Raw genomic sequence first — 13,505 nt, forward strand, 5'->3', positions numbered from 1 at the left:
TAACTCCGGGCGCAAAGCAAGATTATACGCCGCTGACGTGTTTTGACTAGGTGTTGACCCTAGGTCGGCGCATGATTTTTGCGACTTTTTTCAATAGGCGTTGCGACCTTGCACTATTCCTTGCACCACTATTTTTACCCGGATTATATTGACAAGACCCCGGGCAATGCCCACAATGCGGATCATCAAATTCATCCGGGCGAATATCCTTCGCATTCCTCATGACGCAGACTGCCCTTCCCTCCACCCATACCGCGTTCGACGGCCACCGCCTGCTGGCGCGGGGCGCGCTCGCGGACGTGGCGCTGTCGGTCAAGCAGGCCCAGGCCGCGCGCGCCGACGCCGCCATCCTGGTGTTCGACGACCAGAGCGGCAAGCAGGTCGACCTGGACCTGCGCGGCGGCGAGGCCGAGATCCGCAAGCGCTATCAGCCGCCGGCGGCCGCCGCCGCAGCGCCTGATGAAGCGGACTCCGTCGAGGCCGCCCCGCGCGGCCGCGGCCGGCCCAAGCTGGGCGTGGTGCCGCGCGAAGTGACGCTGCTGCCGCGCCATTGGGACTGGCTGGCGGCGCAGCCGGGCGGCGCGTCGGTGGCGCTGCGCAAGCTGGTGGAGCAGGCGCGCCGCGACAACGAGGCGCGCGACCAGCGGCGCCAGCGGCAGGAGGCGGCGTACCACTTCATGTCGAGCATGGGCGGCAACCTGCCGGGCTTCGAGGAAGCCACGCGGGCGCTATACGCCGAGGATCGCGAAGGCTTTGCGCGCCAGGTCGCGCCATGGCCGCGGGATGTGCGCGACTACGCCCTGGCGCTGGCGTGGGCGGAGGCGGCGGCCTGAGCGGTGCGAGGCGGCGGCGGACCCGGCCGGCCGATATTGCTGCGCCCGGCCGCGGCCCCTGCTAAGCTCTTCTACATGGAAACCGGCCACCAGAACTTCCTGCTGTACGACGGCGACTGCCCCTTCTGCTCGAACTACGTGCGGATGATGCGGCTGCGCAAGGCCGTCGGCCCCATTGAATTGCTCGACATGCGCCAGCATCCCGATCTGGTGGCGCATTTCCGCAAGCAGGGCTATGACCTGAACGAAGGCATGCTGCTGCGGCTGGATGGCCAGGTCTATTGGGGCGCCGATTGCGTCAACCGGCTGGCGCTCATCAGTTCCGACAGCGACCTGTTCAACCAGATCAACGCCGCCGTGTTCCGCCGGCCGTGCCTGTCGGCGGCGCTGTATCCCTTCATGCGGCGCGGCCGCGCGCTGACGCTGGCGCTGCTGGGCAAGAAGAAGATGCCGGCCTGAGGGCCAGGGCTCTCGTCAATTACGCCCCCAGCCGGTTTCGCCGGCGCCGGTTCAAGCGGCCGACGCCGCCCGCACTTCCGCCACCTGCTCCAGGAATGCGCCCAGCGCCGGGTTGTCGTGCTGCGCTTGCCAGGCCAGGTACATGTCCGCATACAGGTCGCGCTGGCCCAGCGAGCGGAACTCCACTCCCTCCAGGCGCAATTCCCGCGCCGAGTCGGGCACGATGCCCACCCCCAGCCCTGCCCGCACCAGCGCCAGCAAGGTATGCGTCTGGCTGGCGCGCTGCACATAGTCGGGCTGCACGTCGGCCAGGCCGAAGGCGCCGACGATGCGGTCGTAGAAATACTTGCCCTCGCGCGGCGAATACAGCACGAACGGCTGGCCTTGCAGCAATCGCAGCGGCACCACCGCCTGCTCGCACAGCGGTGAGCCGGCGGGCAGCGCCAGCACCAGCGGTTCGCGCTCGATCAGGCGCGACGCGATGCCGGCCTGCTGCGGCACGCTGCGCGCCAGGATCGCGTCCAGCTCGCGCGCCACCAGCAGGCGCGACAGGTCGGTGCTGACGGTTTCGCGCAACTGGATCTCCACGCCCGGCAGCCGCTTGCGCGCCCGCATGATGAGCGAGGGCATCAGCCGGTACGACGCCACCGCCGTGAAGCCCAGGGTGATGTGGCCGGCGTCGCCGCCGGAGGTGCGCCGCGCGGTGGCGGCGGCGCGCGCCGAGTATTCCAGCAGGTGGCGCGCGTCGCGCAGGAAGCGGCGGCCGGCCGCGCTCAGTTCCACCTGGCGGCTGCTGCGCTCGAACAGCGTCACGCCCAGGTCCTGCTCCAGCAACTGGATCTGGCGCGACAGCGGCGGCTGCGTCATGCACAGCCGCGCGGCGGCGCGGCCGAAGTGCAGTTCCTCGGCCACGGCGATGAAACATTCGAGCTGGCGGAATTCCATCGATCCAATCCTTGAATTGATCAATGCTATTTATAGCTCGAACAGTCATCCATCGGCTGGCATTCCTATACTCGGCCGCAACGCCAGGCGCCTGACCGGCCGGGCCGGAAGGAGTGTCATCGCAGCATCGTTTTCCCCGCGGCCCGAGCCGCTCACTACAAAGAGAAAGCCATGGAGACAAGCCCCACCCACCGCCCGCGCCGGCGGCTCATCGCCGCCGCGCTGGCCCTGGCCACGTGTGCCATCCTGCCCGCCGCCGCGCGGGCCGCGCCGTACCCGGAACGCCCGATCAACCTGATCGTGCCGTTCGCCCCCGGCGGCGGCACCGACATCTCGGCGCGCCTGCTGGCGGCCGCGCTGGGCGACAAGCTGGCCGCGTCGGTGGTGGTGGACAACCGTCCGGGCGCCGGCGGCCAGATCGCCGCCGATCTGGTGGCGCGCGCCAACGCCGACGGCTACACGCTGCTGTTCGCCAATTCCGGCATGCTGGCCATCAATCCCTGGATCTACAAGCTGCATTCCGACCCGGCCAAGGCCTTCGCGCCGGTGTCGCTGTTCTCGGACCTGCCGTTCGTGCTGGTGGTGCCCGCCAGCCTGCCGGCCAAGGACGTGCCGGAACTGGTGGCGCTGGCGCGCGCGCAGCCCGGCAAGCACACCTATGCCAGTTCGGGCACCGGCGGCGCGCCGCACCTGTCGGGCGAGATCTTCCAGCAGGCCACCGGGGTCGACCTGATGCACGTGCCCTACAAGGGCGGCGGCCCCGCCATGACCGACCTGATGGCCGGCCGCGTCGACATGCTGTTCGCGTCGGTGCTGGAGACCATTCCCTACGTCAACTCCGGCAAGCTGCGCGCGCTGGCGGTGACCGGCGCCACGCGCTCGCCCGCCCTGCCGAACGTGCCGACCATCGACGAGGCCGGCGTCAAGAATGCGCAGACCGGGTCGTGGACGGCAGTGCTGGCGCCCGCGGGCACGCCGCAGGCGGTGATCGACAAGCTGTCGGCCGCGATCCGCAACATCACCAATGATCCGGCGATGAAGGCCAAGCTCGAATCGCAGGGCGCGGTGGCGCATGGCTCCACGCCCAGGCAGCTGGAAACGCTGGCGGCCAGCGAGCGCGAGCGTTACGGGCAGATCATCAAGACACGCCATATCCAGGTGCAATGACAACCTGGCGGCGCCGGTCCGCGAACCGGCGCCGCCGATCCTCTCTTCCTCAACAGCGGTTCCGCCCTCCCCGGCATCGCCGCAGCAAACGTAGCGCCCACTCCATGACCGTTCCCCAAGCTTCCCCCACCACCGACCTGCTGATGGTCGGCCCCCTGCTGCCCGAGCTGACCGCCGAGCTGGAGTCGCGCTACCGCGTGCACCGCTGGTGGCAAAGCCCCGACCAAGCCGCGCTGCTGCGCGAGCACGGCCCGGCCATCCGCGGCATCGCCACCAGCGGCCGCTTCGGCGCCACGCGCGAGCTGATCGAGGCGCTGCCGGCGCTGGAGGGGGTCTTCAGTTTCGGCGTCGGCTACGACTCCATCGATCTGGCGGCGGCGCAGGCGCGCCAGGTACTGGTCACCAACACGCCGGGCGTGCTCGACGCCTGCGTGGCGGACACGGCGCTGGCCTTGATGCTGGCGGCCTCGCGCCGCATCGCCGAGGCCGACCGCTTCGTGCGCGCCGGCCGCTGGCCGCAGGAAGGCTTCGGCCTGGGCGCCCGCATGAGCGGCAAGCGATGCGGCATCGTCGGGCTGGGCAATATCGGGCTGCAGATCGCGCGGCGCGCGGAAGCGTTCGACATGCCCATCCTGTACACCAACCGCAAGCCACGGCCGGACGCGCCGGCGCATTACCGCTACCGCCCCAGCGTCACGGCGCTGGCCGCGGAGTGCGATTTCCTGGTGCTGGCGGTGCCGGGCGGCGGCGCCACGCGGCACCTGGTCGACGCCGAGGTACTGAAAGCGCTGGGTCCGCAAGGCTGGCTGATCAACATCGCGCGCGGCACGGTGGTGGACGAGGCCGCGCTGGTCGAGGCCCTGCAGGCCGGCCGCATCGCCGGCGCGGGCCTGGACGTGTTCGAACACGAGCCGGCCACACCCGCCGCGCTCAATGCCATGGACAACGTGGTGATGCTGCCGCACATCGCCAGCGGCACCCACGAAACGCGGCGGGCGATGGCGGACCTGATGCTGGCGAACCTGGATGGCTGGTTCCGCAATGGCGTCGCGGTGACGCGCGTGATCTGACGCGGCGGGGCGCCCTCGACGTCTCGGGAAAACCCGCGATCCGGCCCTTTTTGTCCATTGCATGGACACGGCGCCTTTCAATTTATCGCATATCTGATAAATTTCTCACCGCACTGGCTCGTGCCGGCGAGCTGTTGTGCTTGTTGTTGTAAGTTTTTTCCGGCCTTCGGGCCGGATTTTTTTTGTCCAGGATCGCGTTCGGCGAGCCTATTGGTCGATCCGTATCGACAACCCGTCGTCCTCGACGGTGATGGCGCGCACGCGGATGGTCCAGCCGGCGTTGATGGCCTCTTCCTGGTCGTCGAACACTCCGTATTCCGTCACGGGCACCGCCCCGCGCAGCGTGCGGCCATCGGCCGACAGCCCCTGCGCCTCGATCATCGGCAGATAGCCGTCCTGTACCTGGACCGCGCCGCGCGTGATCTGAAATCCGTCCACCACGTCCATGATGTCTCCTTGTTGGCAATAGGCCATGGTAGCCTGCCGCCAAAACTTTCCGGAGACACCATGTTGACCCTCAGCCGAATCGAGCCGTCCGCCTGGGCGCAAGCCTTTCCCCTGATCAAGCAGTTGCGCGCGCTGGACGAGGCGGAATTCCTGCAGCGGGTGCGCCGGCAATCGCACAGCGGCTACGAACTGGTCGGGGCTTACCGCGACGGCAAGCTGATCGGCGTGATGGGCATGCGGCCGGTGCACACGCTGGCGCGCGGTCCGCATCTGCATGTCGACGATCTGGTGGTCGACGAAGCGGTGCGCGGCAGCGGCGCCGGCCGCGCGCTGATGGCCTACGCCGAGGCCGATGCGCGCGCCCGCGGCATGGGCGCGGTGTTCCTGGATGCCCGGCCCGACGCGATCCCGTTCTATGAGCGCGAGCAGTACACGCTGCATCCCGCGCCGTCGATGAAGAAACTCATCAGCCAGTGACTGTCCCCAACGCGGCGCGCGCCGAGGCGCCGCGGTCCCCGCCCCCTCGATCCCGTTGCCACCGATCATGAGATTCGACATCTACCGCCGCCTGCAGCTGGATATCGTGCGCGAGGCCGGCCAATGGGCCGTGTACCAGTCCGTCGCGGGCAAGCGCGTGCGCGCCGAAGAGATCGTGATTCCGGCGGATGTCACGGAAGACGAACTGGCGGCCTACCTGGACGACCTGTATCACGAGATGGCGCGGCCGGGCGACATCGTGGCGCGGCTCGCCTGAGCGCGCCGCGACGCCAGCCGCCGGGCTGGCGCTGAAACGAGCCGCTGAATGCGGTGCTGAAAGGGCCCCTGAACAGGCTGCTGAATAGGCCACTGAAGCAGGACGCTGGACGGACCGCTGAACGCCCGCCACTGGCCGCGGCCCTGGCGCGGGAGTATCGTGAAAGCCGGCCGATCGCTCCAGGAGCCCGCCGTGTCCAACACCCCCGCCATCGAGGCCAGCGCCTCGCAATTGGGCAACCTGACGCAGTTCCTGATCTGGGTTGCCGAGCAGCCGCGCACCTACGCCGACATCATGGAGGCCTGGCGCACCTCGTGTCCGCGCCTGTCCGCCTGGGAAGACGCCACCAGCAACGGCCTGGTGGACCTGGCCCGCCGCCCTGGCGGCGACGCCCCCGTGGCCACCTTGACACCCAAGGGCCGCGCCTGGCTGGCCACGCGCCAGGCCGGCCAGTTCACGACGGAACGCTAGGACGCCGGCAGCGCGTCGCCGTCCGCGCGCAGTTGCGCGCGCAAGCTGGCGATGAACGCCTTGGCGGCCTCCGGCAGGACGCGCCCGGCCAGGGTCTGCACTTCGAAGTGGCGTTCGTTCATTTCGCGGTCGCGTAGCGGCACGGCCACCACCTGCCGTCCGCGCAGGCGATAGCGGATCGCCAGTTCGCCGCAGAACGCCACCCCGCCCCCGGCGCCGGCAAAAGCCACCAGCGCGTCGACGCTGCGGCTGGAGAAGGCCGGCTCGCACTGCAACTGCTGGCGGCTGCAACTGATGTCGATCAACTGCCGCAAGGTGGAGTCGGCATCGGGCAAGGCCAGCGGATAGGCCATCAACTGCGCCAGCGACACCTCGGGCAGGCCGGCCAGCGGGTGATCGGTCGCCACCACGGCCCGCACCGGCGCGGGCATGCGCAGTTCAACCCGCACGTCGCGATGCGAGGTCAGGCTGAGCGTCACGCCGACGTCGGCCGCGCCATCGCGCACCCGGGCCGGCACCTCGCGTTGCGAGCACACGTCCAGCGTGAAGCGGATGCCCGCGTACTGCTGACGGAAATCCGCGATGGCTGCCGGCAGGAAGTCATGCACGAAGCCCTCGGTGCACACCACCCGCACCAGTCCCTGGCGCAAGCCTCGCAGTCCCATGATTTCGCCGGCCACGCGGTCCACGTCCTGCTGCGCGCGCTTGGCGTGGGCGGCCAGCAGTTCGCCGGCGGCGTTGAGCGCCATGCCGCGCGAGCGGCGCTCGAACAGCAAGGTGCCCAGTTCGCGTTCGAGCCGGGCGATCTGGCGGCTGACCGCCGACGGCGCCACGTCCAGCCGCTCCGCCGCGACGCTGACCGAGCCGCAGCGCGCCACTTCCAGGAAGTAGCGCACGGCCATTTCCTGCAGGATTTGTGGGTTCATCGGGTTTGCCCTTGGTTTGCGAAAAACGCAATGAACGATTCTAGCAATTCATATTGCCGCAATGCATGACCCCCGCCTAGGATGTGACCGTTCGATGACATCACCCCTTTGGCGCGCAGTCATGATCCCGTCCCACGCTTCGGTTTCCGCTTTTTCCTTGCAGGCGTTGCGCGCGGCGCGACCGCTGCTGTGGACGCGCCCAGACAACGCCGCGACCGGCGCCGGCGTCGCCTTCACCCTGGCCGATGTGCAAGCGGCGCATGACCGCTTCGCGCGCTTTGCCCCGCTGCTGGCGCAGTTGTTCCCGGAACTGGAGGCCGCCGCGGGCGTGATCGAATCGCCGCTGCGCGACGCCGCCGCCATGCAGCAGGCGCTGGGGCTGCCGGCGGCGTCGGGGCGACTGTGGATCAAGGCCGACCACGCCCTGCCGGTGGCCGGCTCCATCAAGGCCCGCGGCGGCATTCACGAAGTGCTGGAGTTCACCGAGAAGCTGGCCCTGGCGCATGGCCTGGTCGCGCCCGGCGATGACTACCGCAAGCTCGGCGCGCCCGCCGCGCGCGCCTGTTTCGCGCAATACCAGGTGGCCGTGGGCTCGACCGGCAACCTGGGCCTGTCGATCGGCGTGATCGCTTCGGCGTTGGGTTTTCGCGCCGCCGTGCACATGTCGGCCGACGCCAAGGAATGGAAGAAGGCGCGCCTGCGCGCCCGGGGCGTCGAGGTGGTGGAACACCCCGGCGACTATGAAAAGGCCGTGGCCGCCGGCCGCCGCCAGGTCCAGGCCGATGCGCACGGCTACTTCGTCGACGACGAACGCTCGGCCTCGCTGTTCCTGGGCTACGCGGCGGCTGCGCTGCGGCTGCGCGAACAGATCGCGCAGGCCGGCATCGTGGTCGATGCCGAGCATCCGCTGTTCGTCTACCTGCCCTGCGGCGTGGGCGGCGCGCCGGGTGGCATCGCGTTCGGCCTGTCATTGCTGTATGGCGCGCACGCGCACTGCTTCTTTGCCGAACCGGTGCAGTCGCCCTGCTTCTTGCTGCGCATGATGGCCGGCCATGGCCAATTGCCCGGCGTGCCGGTGCCGCCGTCGGTCTACGACATCGGCCTGACCAACCAGACCGAGGCCGACGGCCTGGCGGTGCCGCGCGCCTCCGACCTGGCGTATGCCGCCGTCGGCCAGTCGCTGGCCGGCGTCTACACGGTGGCCGATGACACGCTCTACGGCGACCTGGCGCGGCTGCACGACAGCGAAGGCCTGCGCATCGAGCCGTCGGCGGCGGCCGGTTTTTCCGGTCCGCGCCAACTGTTGGGCAGCCTGGCCGGGCAGCAATGGCTGCGCCAGCGCGGCCTGCGGCCGCATCTGGCGCGCGCCACGCACCTGGCCTGGACCACGGGCGGGCTGTACGTGCCGGCCGAGGAGTACGACCGATTCCTGAGCCGCGGGCAACGACTCGCGGCCGCCCCCCAGGCGCCGACCGGCGCGCCGTCCCTCCACCACTCTCGTCGAGCATGACCATGAAGACTGCCTTGATTGCCCTTGGTGTCACCCTCGCGGGCGCCCTCGCCGCGCCCGCCCCGGCCAGCGCCCAGGCCGGCTACCCGACCCGTCCCATCACCCTGGTCGTGCCCTTCCCGCCCGGCGGCGCGACCGACGTGCTGGGCCGCGTCATCGCGCAAAAGCTCGGCCAGGAACTGGGCCAGACCGTGGTGGTGGAAAACCGCGCCGGCGCGGGCACCGCGATCGGCGCCGGCTACGTCGCCAAGGCCGCGCCCGACGGCTACACGCTGCTGGTCAGCTCCGGCACCACCTTCACGGTCAACCCGGCGATCCAGGCCAAGCTGCCGTACGACCCGGTCAAGAGCTTCGAGCCGCTCGGCATCGTCGGCCGCACCGGCCTGGCGCTGCTGGCCAACCCGCAGGTGCCGGTCAAGGACCTGAAGGAACTGGTGGCCTACGCCAAGGCGCGCGAGAAGGAACCGCCCGCCTACGGCTCGTTCGGCGCCGGCACCACCGCGCACTTCGTCGGCGAGGCGTTCCTGGCCGCCGCCGGCATCAAGATGATCCACGTGCCCTACAAGGGCAGCGCGCCGGCCATGACCGACCTGATCGGCGGCCAGATCCCGTTCTCGGTCGACACGGTGGCCGCCGCGTTGCCGCAGAGCAAGCTGGGCAAGGTGCGGGTGCTGGCGGTGTCGGCCCCGGCCCGCTCGGCCTTCCTGCCCGACGTGCCGACCTTCGCCGAGCAGGGCTATCCGTCGGTGGCCATGGACACCTGGCTGATGTTCACCGCCCCGCGCGGCCTGCCGGCGGACGTCAAGAAAAAACTCGAAACCGCCTTGCGCGCCACGGTCGACTCGCCCGACGTGCGCAAGAGCCTGGAGGCGCAAGGCTTCGAGGCGGCCTTCTCCAGCGCCGCCGAGGGCGAAGCGCTGATCCAGAAGGAACTGCCGCAGATGCGCGATGTCGCGCAGCGCGCCAACATCAAGATCGAATGAAGGATGCTGTCATGACCCTGGACGATTCCCTGGTTTCATTGTCGGCCGTGGAGCTGCGGCGCCTGATTGGCGCGCGCCAGCTCTCGCCGGTCGAACTGCTGGAGGCGTGCATCGCGCGCATCGCGGCGGTCAACCCCTATATCAACGCCGTCACCGCCACCGCTTTCGACCGCGCCCGCATCGAGGCGCGCGCCGCCGAACAGGCGGTGATGGCCGGCGACACGCTGGGCCTGCTGCACGGCCTGCCGCTGGGCGTCAAGGACCTGGAGCCCACCGCCGGCCTGCTCACCACCTACGGTTCGCCGATCTACCGCGACCACGTGCCGGCCGAGGACGTGACGCTGGTGGCGCGCCTGCGCCGCGCCGGCGCCATCGTGGCCGCCAAGACCAACGTGCCCGAGATGGGCGCGGGCGCCAACTCGCGCAACACCGTGTGGGGCGCGACCGGCAATCCCTTCAACCCGAACCTTAACGCCGGCGGCTCGTCGGGCGGCTCGGCCGCCGCGCTGGCCAGCGACCTGTTCCCGCTTTGCACCGGGTCGGACACCGGCGGCTCGCTGCGCATCCCCGCCGCCAAGTGCGGCGTGGTCGGCTTCCGGCCGTCGCCCGGCGTGGTGCCGAGCGTGCGCAAGCCGCTGGGCTGGACGCCGATCTCGGTGGTCGGCCCGATGGGCCGCACCGTGGCCGACGCCTGCCTGCAGATGGCCGCCAGCGCCGGGCCCGACGCCGGCGACCCGCTCAGCTATCCGCTCGATCCGCTGCAGTTCCTGGCGCCTGGCGTCGCCGACCTGGGCCGGCTGCGCGTGGCCTACAGCGAAGACTTCGGGCTGTGCGACGTGGACGACGGCATCCGCGCCACCTTCCGCGCCAAGATCGCGGCCATGCGCCATCTGTTCGCGGCCTGCGATCCCATCGACATCGACTTCGGCGAGGCCCACCGCTGCTTCGACGTGCTGCGCGCCGAGGCCTTCGTGGCCGGCATGCGCGACGCCTACGAGAAAGACCCGGCCAGCCTCGGCCCCAACACCCGCGCCAATTTCGAGATGGGCGCGGCCATGAGCCTGAAGGATTGCGCCTGGGCGCAGGCCGAGCAGACCCGGCTGATCAAGCGCTTCCAGCGCGCCTTCGACGACTACGACCTGATCCTGTCGCCCACCACGCCGGTGTCGCCGTTCCCGTGGACGCAGCTGTATGCCGAGGCCATCAACGGCAAGCGCCAGGAGAACTATTACCGCTGGCTGGCGCTGACGTATGTGATCACGCTGACCACGCATCCGGCGCTGACGCTGCCTTGCGGGCGGGATCACCAAGGCATGCCGTTCGGCTTGCAGATCGTGGGCCGGTTCCGCGGGGATCGCGAGGTGCTGGCGGCGGCGCAGGGGATGGAGTCGGCGTTCGCGGGCATCGCCGAACTGCAACGGCCGCGGCCGGACCTGGCGGGGCTGAAGGCGGCGGAGCCGGCGTTGACGTCGATCGTGACGGCGCCGCCGGGCACGGCATCGGGCGGCGCGGCGGGGAGCGTGTCGGCGGTGTGAGGCCGGGGCTGGGCCGGCGCTATCATTGGCGTTGCCCGATCCCCCCTTGCCGCCGCCCCCCATGACCTCCCCCATCCTCATCGAACGCCTCGCCGAGCATCACTTGCCCGGCATGGCCGCGCTCCACAACGATCCCGACGTCGCCCGCCAGGTGCTGCAGATGCCCTACCAGCCGCCCGAGCGCTGGCGCAGGCTGCTCGCCCCGGACAACGAGCGCCTGCTGGCGCTGGTCGCCACCCACCTGGGCGAGGTCGTCGGCAGCGCCAGCCTGGAGCAGGCTGCGCGCGTGCGGCGCAGCCATTCGGGCGCCATCGGCATGGGCGTGGCCCGCGCCTGGCAGGGCCAGGGCATCGGCAGCCGGCTGCTGAGCGAGCTGCTGCGGGTCGCGGACGACTGGATGAACCTGCGCCGGGTCGAGCTGATGGTCTATTGCGACAACGAGGCCGCCGTCGGGCTGTACCGCAAGCATGGCTTCGAGGTCGAGGGCCAGCTGCGCGACTACGCCATCCGCGATGGGCGCTACGCGGACGTATACAGCATGGCAAGGTTGCGGACGCCGCTGGCATAATCCGGCGGCACGTCTTCCCTCGGCCAGCCGGCATGGCCCGGCATTCAAGGACATTCCCCATGCGCGCATTGCCTTGCGCCCTTCTCGCCTGCGCCCTGCTGGGCGCCGCTTTCACCGCCCAGGCCGGTGATGTCGACAAAAGCCGCTGCACCTACAAAGGCATTCCGCTGCGCGGGTCGGTCAAGTTCGTCACCGCCTTTCCCGACATCAAGGTCAAGATCGTCGATGCCTTCGCCGACATCCGCGTAAAGCAGGTCGGCGCCTTCCCCAACAGTTGCGGCGAATGGAAGATCGTCGATGCCTTTCCCGACTTCACGGTCCAGTTGGTGGACGCGTTCCCCGACGTGACCGTCAAGTGGGTGGAGGCGTTTCCCGGCACGGACTGACGCCGGGCCGCCGCGTCAGCGCTGGCCGGCGGCCCGGGGCGGCGCGCAGCAATGGGCGGTGTCGATCACGCGGCCGCGGCAGGCCGCCAGCATGGGCGGATTCCTGCACAGCAGCGCGTTGGCCGGCAGCGTCAGCCGGAAGCCCTGGTCGAGCATGCACAGCTGCGCGGCGGCGATGTCGTTGAGCAGCATGTCGTCGCCCGGCTCGATCACCGAGGCGTAGCCGCACGCCCGCATGGCTTGCTGCACGCGCTGCGCGTCGGCGTCCGGCCGGGTCCATTGTTCATAGGCGGGCGGACGTTGCCGTGACTCCGCCGCCGCGGCGTCGTCGGTTGCCGGGCAGGCCGCCAGATGGGGATGGGTGTCGCAGTAGGTGTGGCGCTCCTGGTAGGCAAAGCCCTTGCCGAGCATGCACTGCTCACCCCGCGCATAGTCGTTGTTGGTGATGGTCGCGCCGTCGACATGGCTGGCGCTGGGAAAGCCGCAGTCGAGCAACGCGCCGCGCACCCCCTGCTGATCGACCCCGGGCTTGGCCCACAGGGCGTACAGCGGCGGCGGGGGCTGCATCGGCCGGACATTGATGCAGGCGCTCAAGCCGAGGCACAGCAACGCCGCCAGCGGGCGCAACAGGCGCGCGCGATCACTCGCGGCGCCGCGCCGGCCGGCGGCCAACGGCGTGGCGCGCCCGGCGTTCAGTGTTGGTGTAGGTGTAGGCATGGACAAGCGGCGTTATTCGGACCCAATTCTATATAGCGCCGCCAGGCAATGCCATTCGGGTCAAAAAAAGAAAATAATCTCCTCGGCCTGCATCCAATAACGGCTCTCGCGTGTAGTACCTGCAACGGCGCACATTCCGTGCGCCGTACCCGCAGATTCCTCTTCCGCAGGAGACCGCTCATGACGACTCGCCCCTTCCCCGCCACCGGCCATTTCGCTGCCGCCCTGCTGGCCGCTTGCGGCCTGCTGCAAGCCGCCCCTGCCATGGCGGCATCGCAAGACGCCCTGCCCGCCGCCGTCCAGGTACCCGCCGGCCACAAAGTGGCCTGGGAAACCGTCGGGACCGGCGACATCACCTATGAATGCCGCGCCAAGGCCGACGCCAAGGAGCAGCTGGAATGGGCGTTCGCCGGCCCGAAGGCGGTCCTGAAAGACCGCCAGGGCAAGCAGGTCGGCACCTACTACGGCCCGCCCGCCACCTGGGAGGCCGCGGACGGCTCCAAGCTGACCGGTACGCAAGTCGCCGTGGCGCCGGCCGGCGCGGGCAACCTGCCCTATCAATTGGTCAAGGCCAATCCCGCCGTGGGCGCCGGCGCCCTGACTGGCGTCGCCTACATCCAGCGCACGGCGCTCAAGGGCGGCGTGGCGCCCCAGACGCCGTGCACCACGGCCGGCCAGCGCAGTCAGGTGTCCTACCAGGCCGACTACCTCTTCTGGAAGGCGGACTGACACCC

The 13,505-nt window shown here is 69.9% G+C and carries 17 protein-coding genes; 13 read left to right on the forward strand and 4 right to left on the reverse strand.

The genetic code is table 11. The features are described from left to right. Positions 1–221: 221 nt before the first annotated feature. Both AOZ53_RS04370 and AOZ53_RS04375 read left to right on the forward strand, forming a co-directional pair. Positions 222–833: a DUF2239 family protein gene (locus tag AOZ53_RS04370; protein WP_054479649.1), complete on the forward strand. Its 612-nt coding sequence runs from the start codon at positions 222–224 to the stop codon at positions 831–833. A gap of 75 nt (positions 834–908) precedes the next feature. Then, the gene (locus tag AOZ53_RS04375) at positions 909–1,292 is read left to right on the forward strand and encodes a DCC1-like thiol-disulfide oxidoreductase family protein (protein ID WP_054429718.1); all 384 of its coding nucleotides are present in this window, start codon (positions 909–911) and stop codon (positions 1,290–1,292) included. Between the two features lie 51 nt (positions 1,293–1,343). Here AOZ53_RS04375 and AOZ53_RS04380 read toward each other — a convergent pair whose 3' ends face one another. Beyond that, positions 1,344–2,237 (reverse strand): LysR family transcriptional regulator, encoded by an 894-nt coding sequence (locus AOZ53_RS04380; protein ID WP_054429719.1) that lies wholly within the window; start codon positions 2,235–2,237, stop codon positions 1,344–1,346. 171 nt (positions 2,238–2,408) lie between these two features. Here AOZ53_RS04380 and AOZ53_RS04385 point away from each other — a divergent pair, with 171 nt between their 5' ends. Continuing rightward, positions 2,409–3,404 carry a tripartite tricarboxylate transporter substrate binding protein gene (locus AOZ53_RS04385; RefSeq protein WP_054486971.1) on the forward strand — a complete coding sequence of 332 codons (996 nt, stop codon included), beginning with the start codon at positions 2,409–2,411 and terminating at the stop codon, positions 3,402–3,404. Positions 3,405–3,508: 104 nt separating this feature from the next. After that, positions 3,509–4,474, forward strand: coding sequence for a 2-hydroxyacid dehydrogenase (locus tag AOZ53_RS04390; RefSeq protein ID WP_054486973.1), 966 nt, complete (start codon positions 3,509–3,511; stop codon positions 4,472–4,474). A gap of 207 nt (positions 4,475–4,681) precedes the next feature. Here the strand turns inward: AOZ53_RS04390 and AOZ53_RS04395 are convergent, their stop codons facing one another. Beyond that, entirely contained in the window at positions 4,682–4,921 is a 240-nt protein-coding gene (locus AOZ53_RS04395; RefSeq protein ID WP_054429722.1) for a hypothetical protein, read from the reverse strand. A 60-nt stretch (positions 4,922–4,981) separates the two neighbouring features. Between AOZ53_RS04395 and AOZ53_RS04400 the strand changes: the two genes are divergently transcribed. The 3 genes from AOZ53_RS04400 to AOZ53_RS04410 all read left to right on the forward strand — a co-directional run bounded on the left by AOZ53_RS04400 (position 4,982) and on the right by AOZ53_RS04410 (position 6,146). Next, a complete protein-coding gene (locus AOZ53_RS04400; RefSeq protein ID WP_054429723.1) occupies positions 4,982–5,398 on the forward strand; it encodes a GNAT family N-acetyltransferase in 417 nt (138 codons plus the stop codon). 67 nt (positions 5,399–5,465) lie between these two features. Continuing rightward, positions 5,466–5,675 (forward strand): DUF7661 family protein, encoded by a 210-nt coding sequence (locus tag AOZ53_RS04405; protein WP_054479655.1) that lies wholly within the window; start codon positions 5,466–5,468, stop codon positions 5,673–5,675. Between the two features lie 192 nt (positions 5,676–5,867). Continuing rightward, positions 5,868–6,146: a hypothetical protein gene (locus AOZ53_RS04410; RefSeq protein ID WP_082385499.1), complete on the forward strand. Its 279-nt coding sequence runs from the start codon at positions 5,868–5,870 to the stop codon at positions 6,144–6,146. On the opposite strand, the gene AOZ53_RS04415 is transcribed toward AOZ53_RS04410, so the two are convergent. Continuing rightward, a complete protein-coding gene (locus AOZ53_RS04415) occupies positions 6,143–7,072 on the reverse strand; it encodes a LysR family transcriptional regulator (protein ID WP_054479657.1) in 930 nt (309 codons plus the stop codon). The two genes, AOZ53_RS04410 and AOZ53_RS04415, sit on opposite strands and share 4 nt — an antisense overlap. A gap of 121 nt (positions 7,073–7,193) precedes the next feature. Between AOZ53_RS04415 and AOZ53_RS04420 the strand changes: the two genes are divergently transcribed. From AOZ53_RS04420 to AOZ53_RS04440, 5 genes are all read left to right on the forward strand, one after another. Beyond that, positions 7,194–8,582 carry a D-serine ammonia-lyase gene (locus tag AOZ53_RS04420; RefSeq protein WP_054486975.1) on the forward strand — a complete coding sequence of 463 codons (1,389 nt, stop codon included), beginning with the start codon at positions 7,194–7,196 and terminating at the stop codon, positions 8,580–8,582. Further along, entirely contained in the window at positions 8,579–9,565 is a 987-nt protein-coding gene (locus tag AOZ53_RS04425; RefSeq protein ID WP_054479810.1) for a Bug family tripartite tricarboxylate transporter substrate binding protein, read from the forward strand. Before AOZ53_RS04420 ends, AOZ53_RS04425 begins: the two co-directional genes overlap by 4 nt. 11 nt (positions 9,566–9,576) lie before the next feature. Beyond that, positions 9,577–11,100 (forward strand): amidase, encoded by a 1,524-nt coding sequence (locus AOZ53_RS04430; RefSeq protein WP_054479812.1) that lies wholly within the window; start codon positions 9,577–9,579, stop codon positions 11,098–11,100. Between the two features lie 61 nt (positions 11,101–11,161). Continuing rightward, positions 11,162–11,668 (forward strand): GNAT family N-acetyltransferase, encoded by a 507-nt coding sequence (locus AOZ53_RS04435; protein ID WP_054479815.1) that lies wholly within the window; start codon positions 11,162–11,164, stop codon positions 11,666–11,668. Between the two features lie 59 nt (positions 11,669–11,727). Further along, entirely contained in the window at positions 11,728–12,054 is a 327-nt protein-coding gene (locus tag AOZ53_RS04440) for a 7(1) septoil knot domain-containing protein (protein ID WP_231690556.1), read from the forward strand. A gap of 15 nt (positions 12,055–12,069) precedes the next feature. On the opposite strand, the gene AOZ53_RS04445 is transcribed toward AOZ53_RS04440, so the two are convergent. Then, entirely contained in the window at positions 12,070–12,771 is a 702-nt protein-coding gene (locus AOZ53_RS04445; RefSeq protein WP_054486978.1) for a hypothetical protein, read from the reverse strand. Between the two features lie 180 nt (positions 12,772–12,951). Between AOZ53_RS04445 and AOZ53_RS04450 the strand changes: the two genes are divergently transcribed. Continuing rightward, positions 12,952–13,500, forward strand: coding sequence for a DUF3455 domain-containing protein (locus AOZ53_RS04450; protein WP_054486980.1), 549 nt, complete (start codon positions 12,952–12,954; stop codon positions 13,498–13,500). The last annotated feature ends 5 nt before the right edge of the window (positions 13,501–13,505 follow it).

The sequence above is a fragment of the Achromobacter sp. 2789STDY5608621 genome (genome assembly GCF_001299375.1).
In the GTDB taxonomy this organism is placed as follows: Bacteria; Pseudomonadota; Gammaproteobacteria; order Burkholderiales; family Burkholderiaceae_B; genus Achromobacter; species Achromobacter insuavis.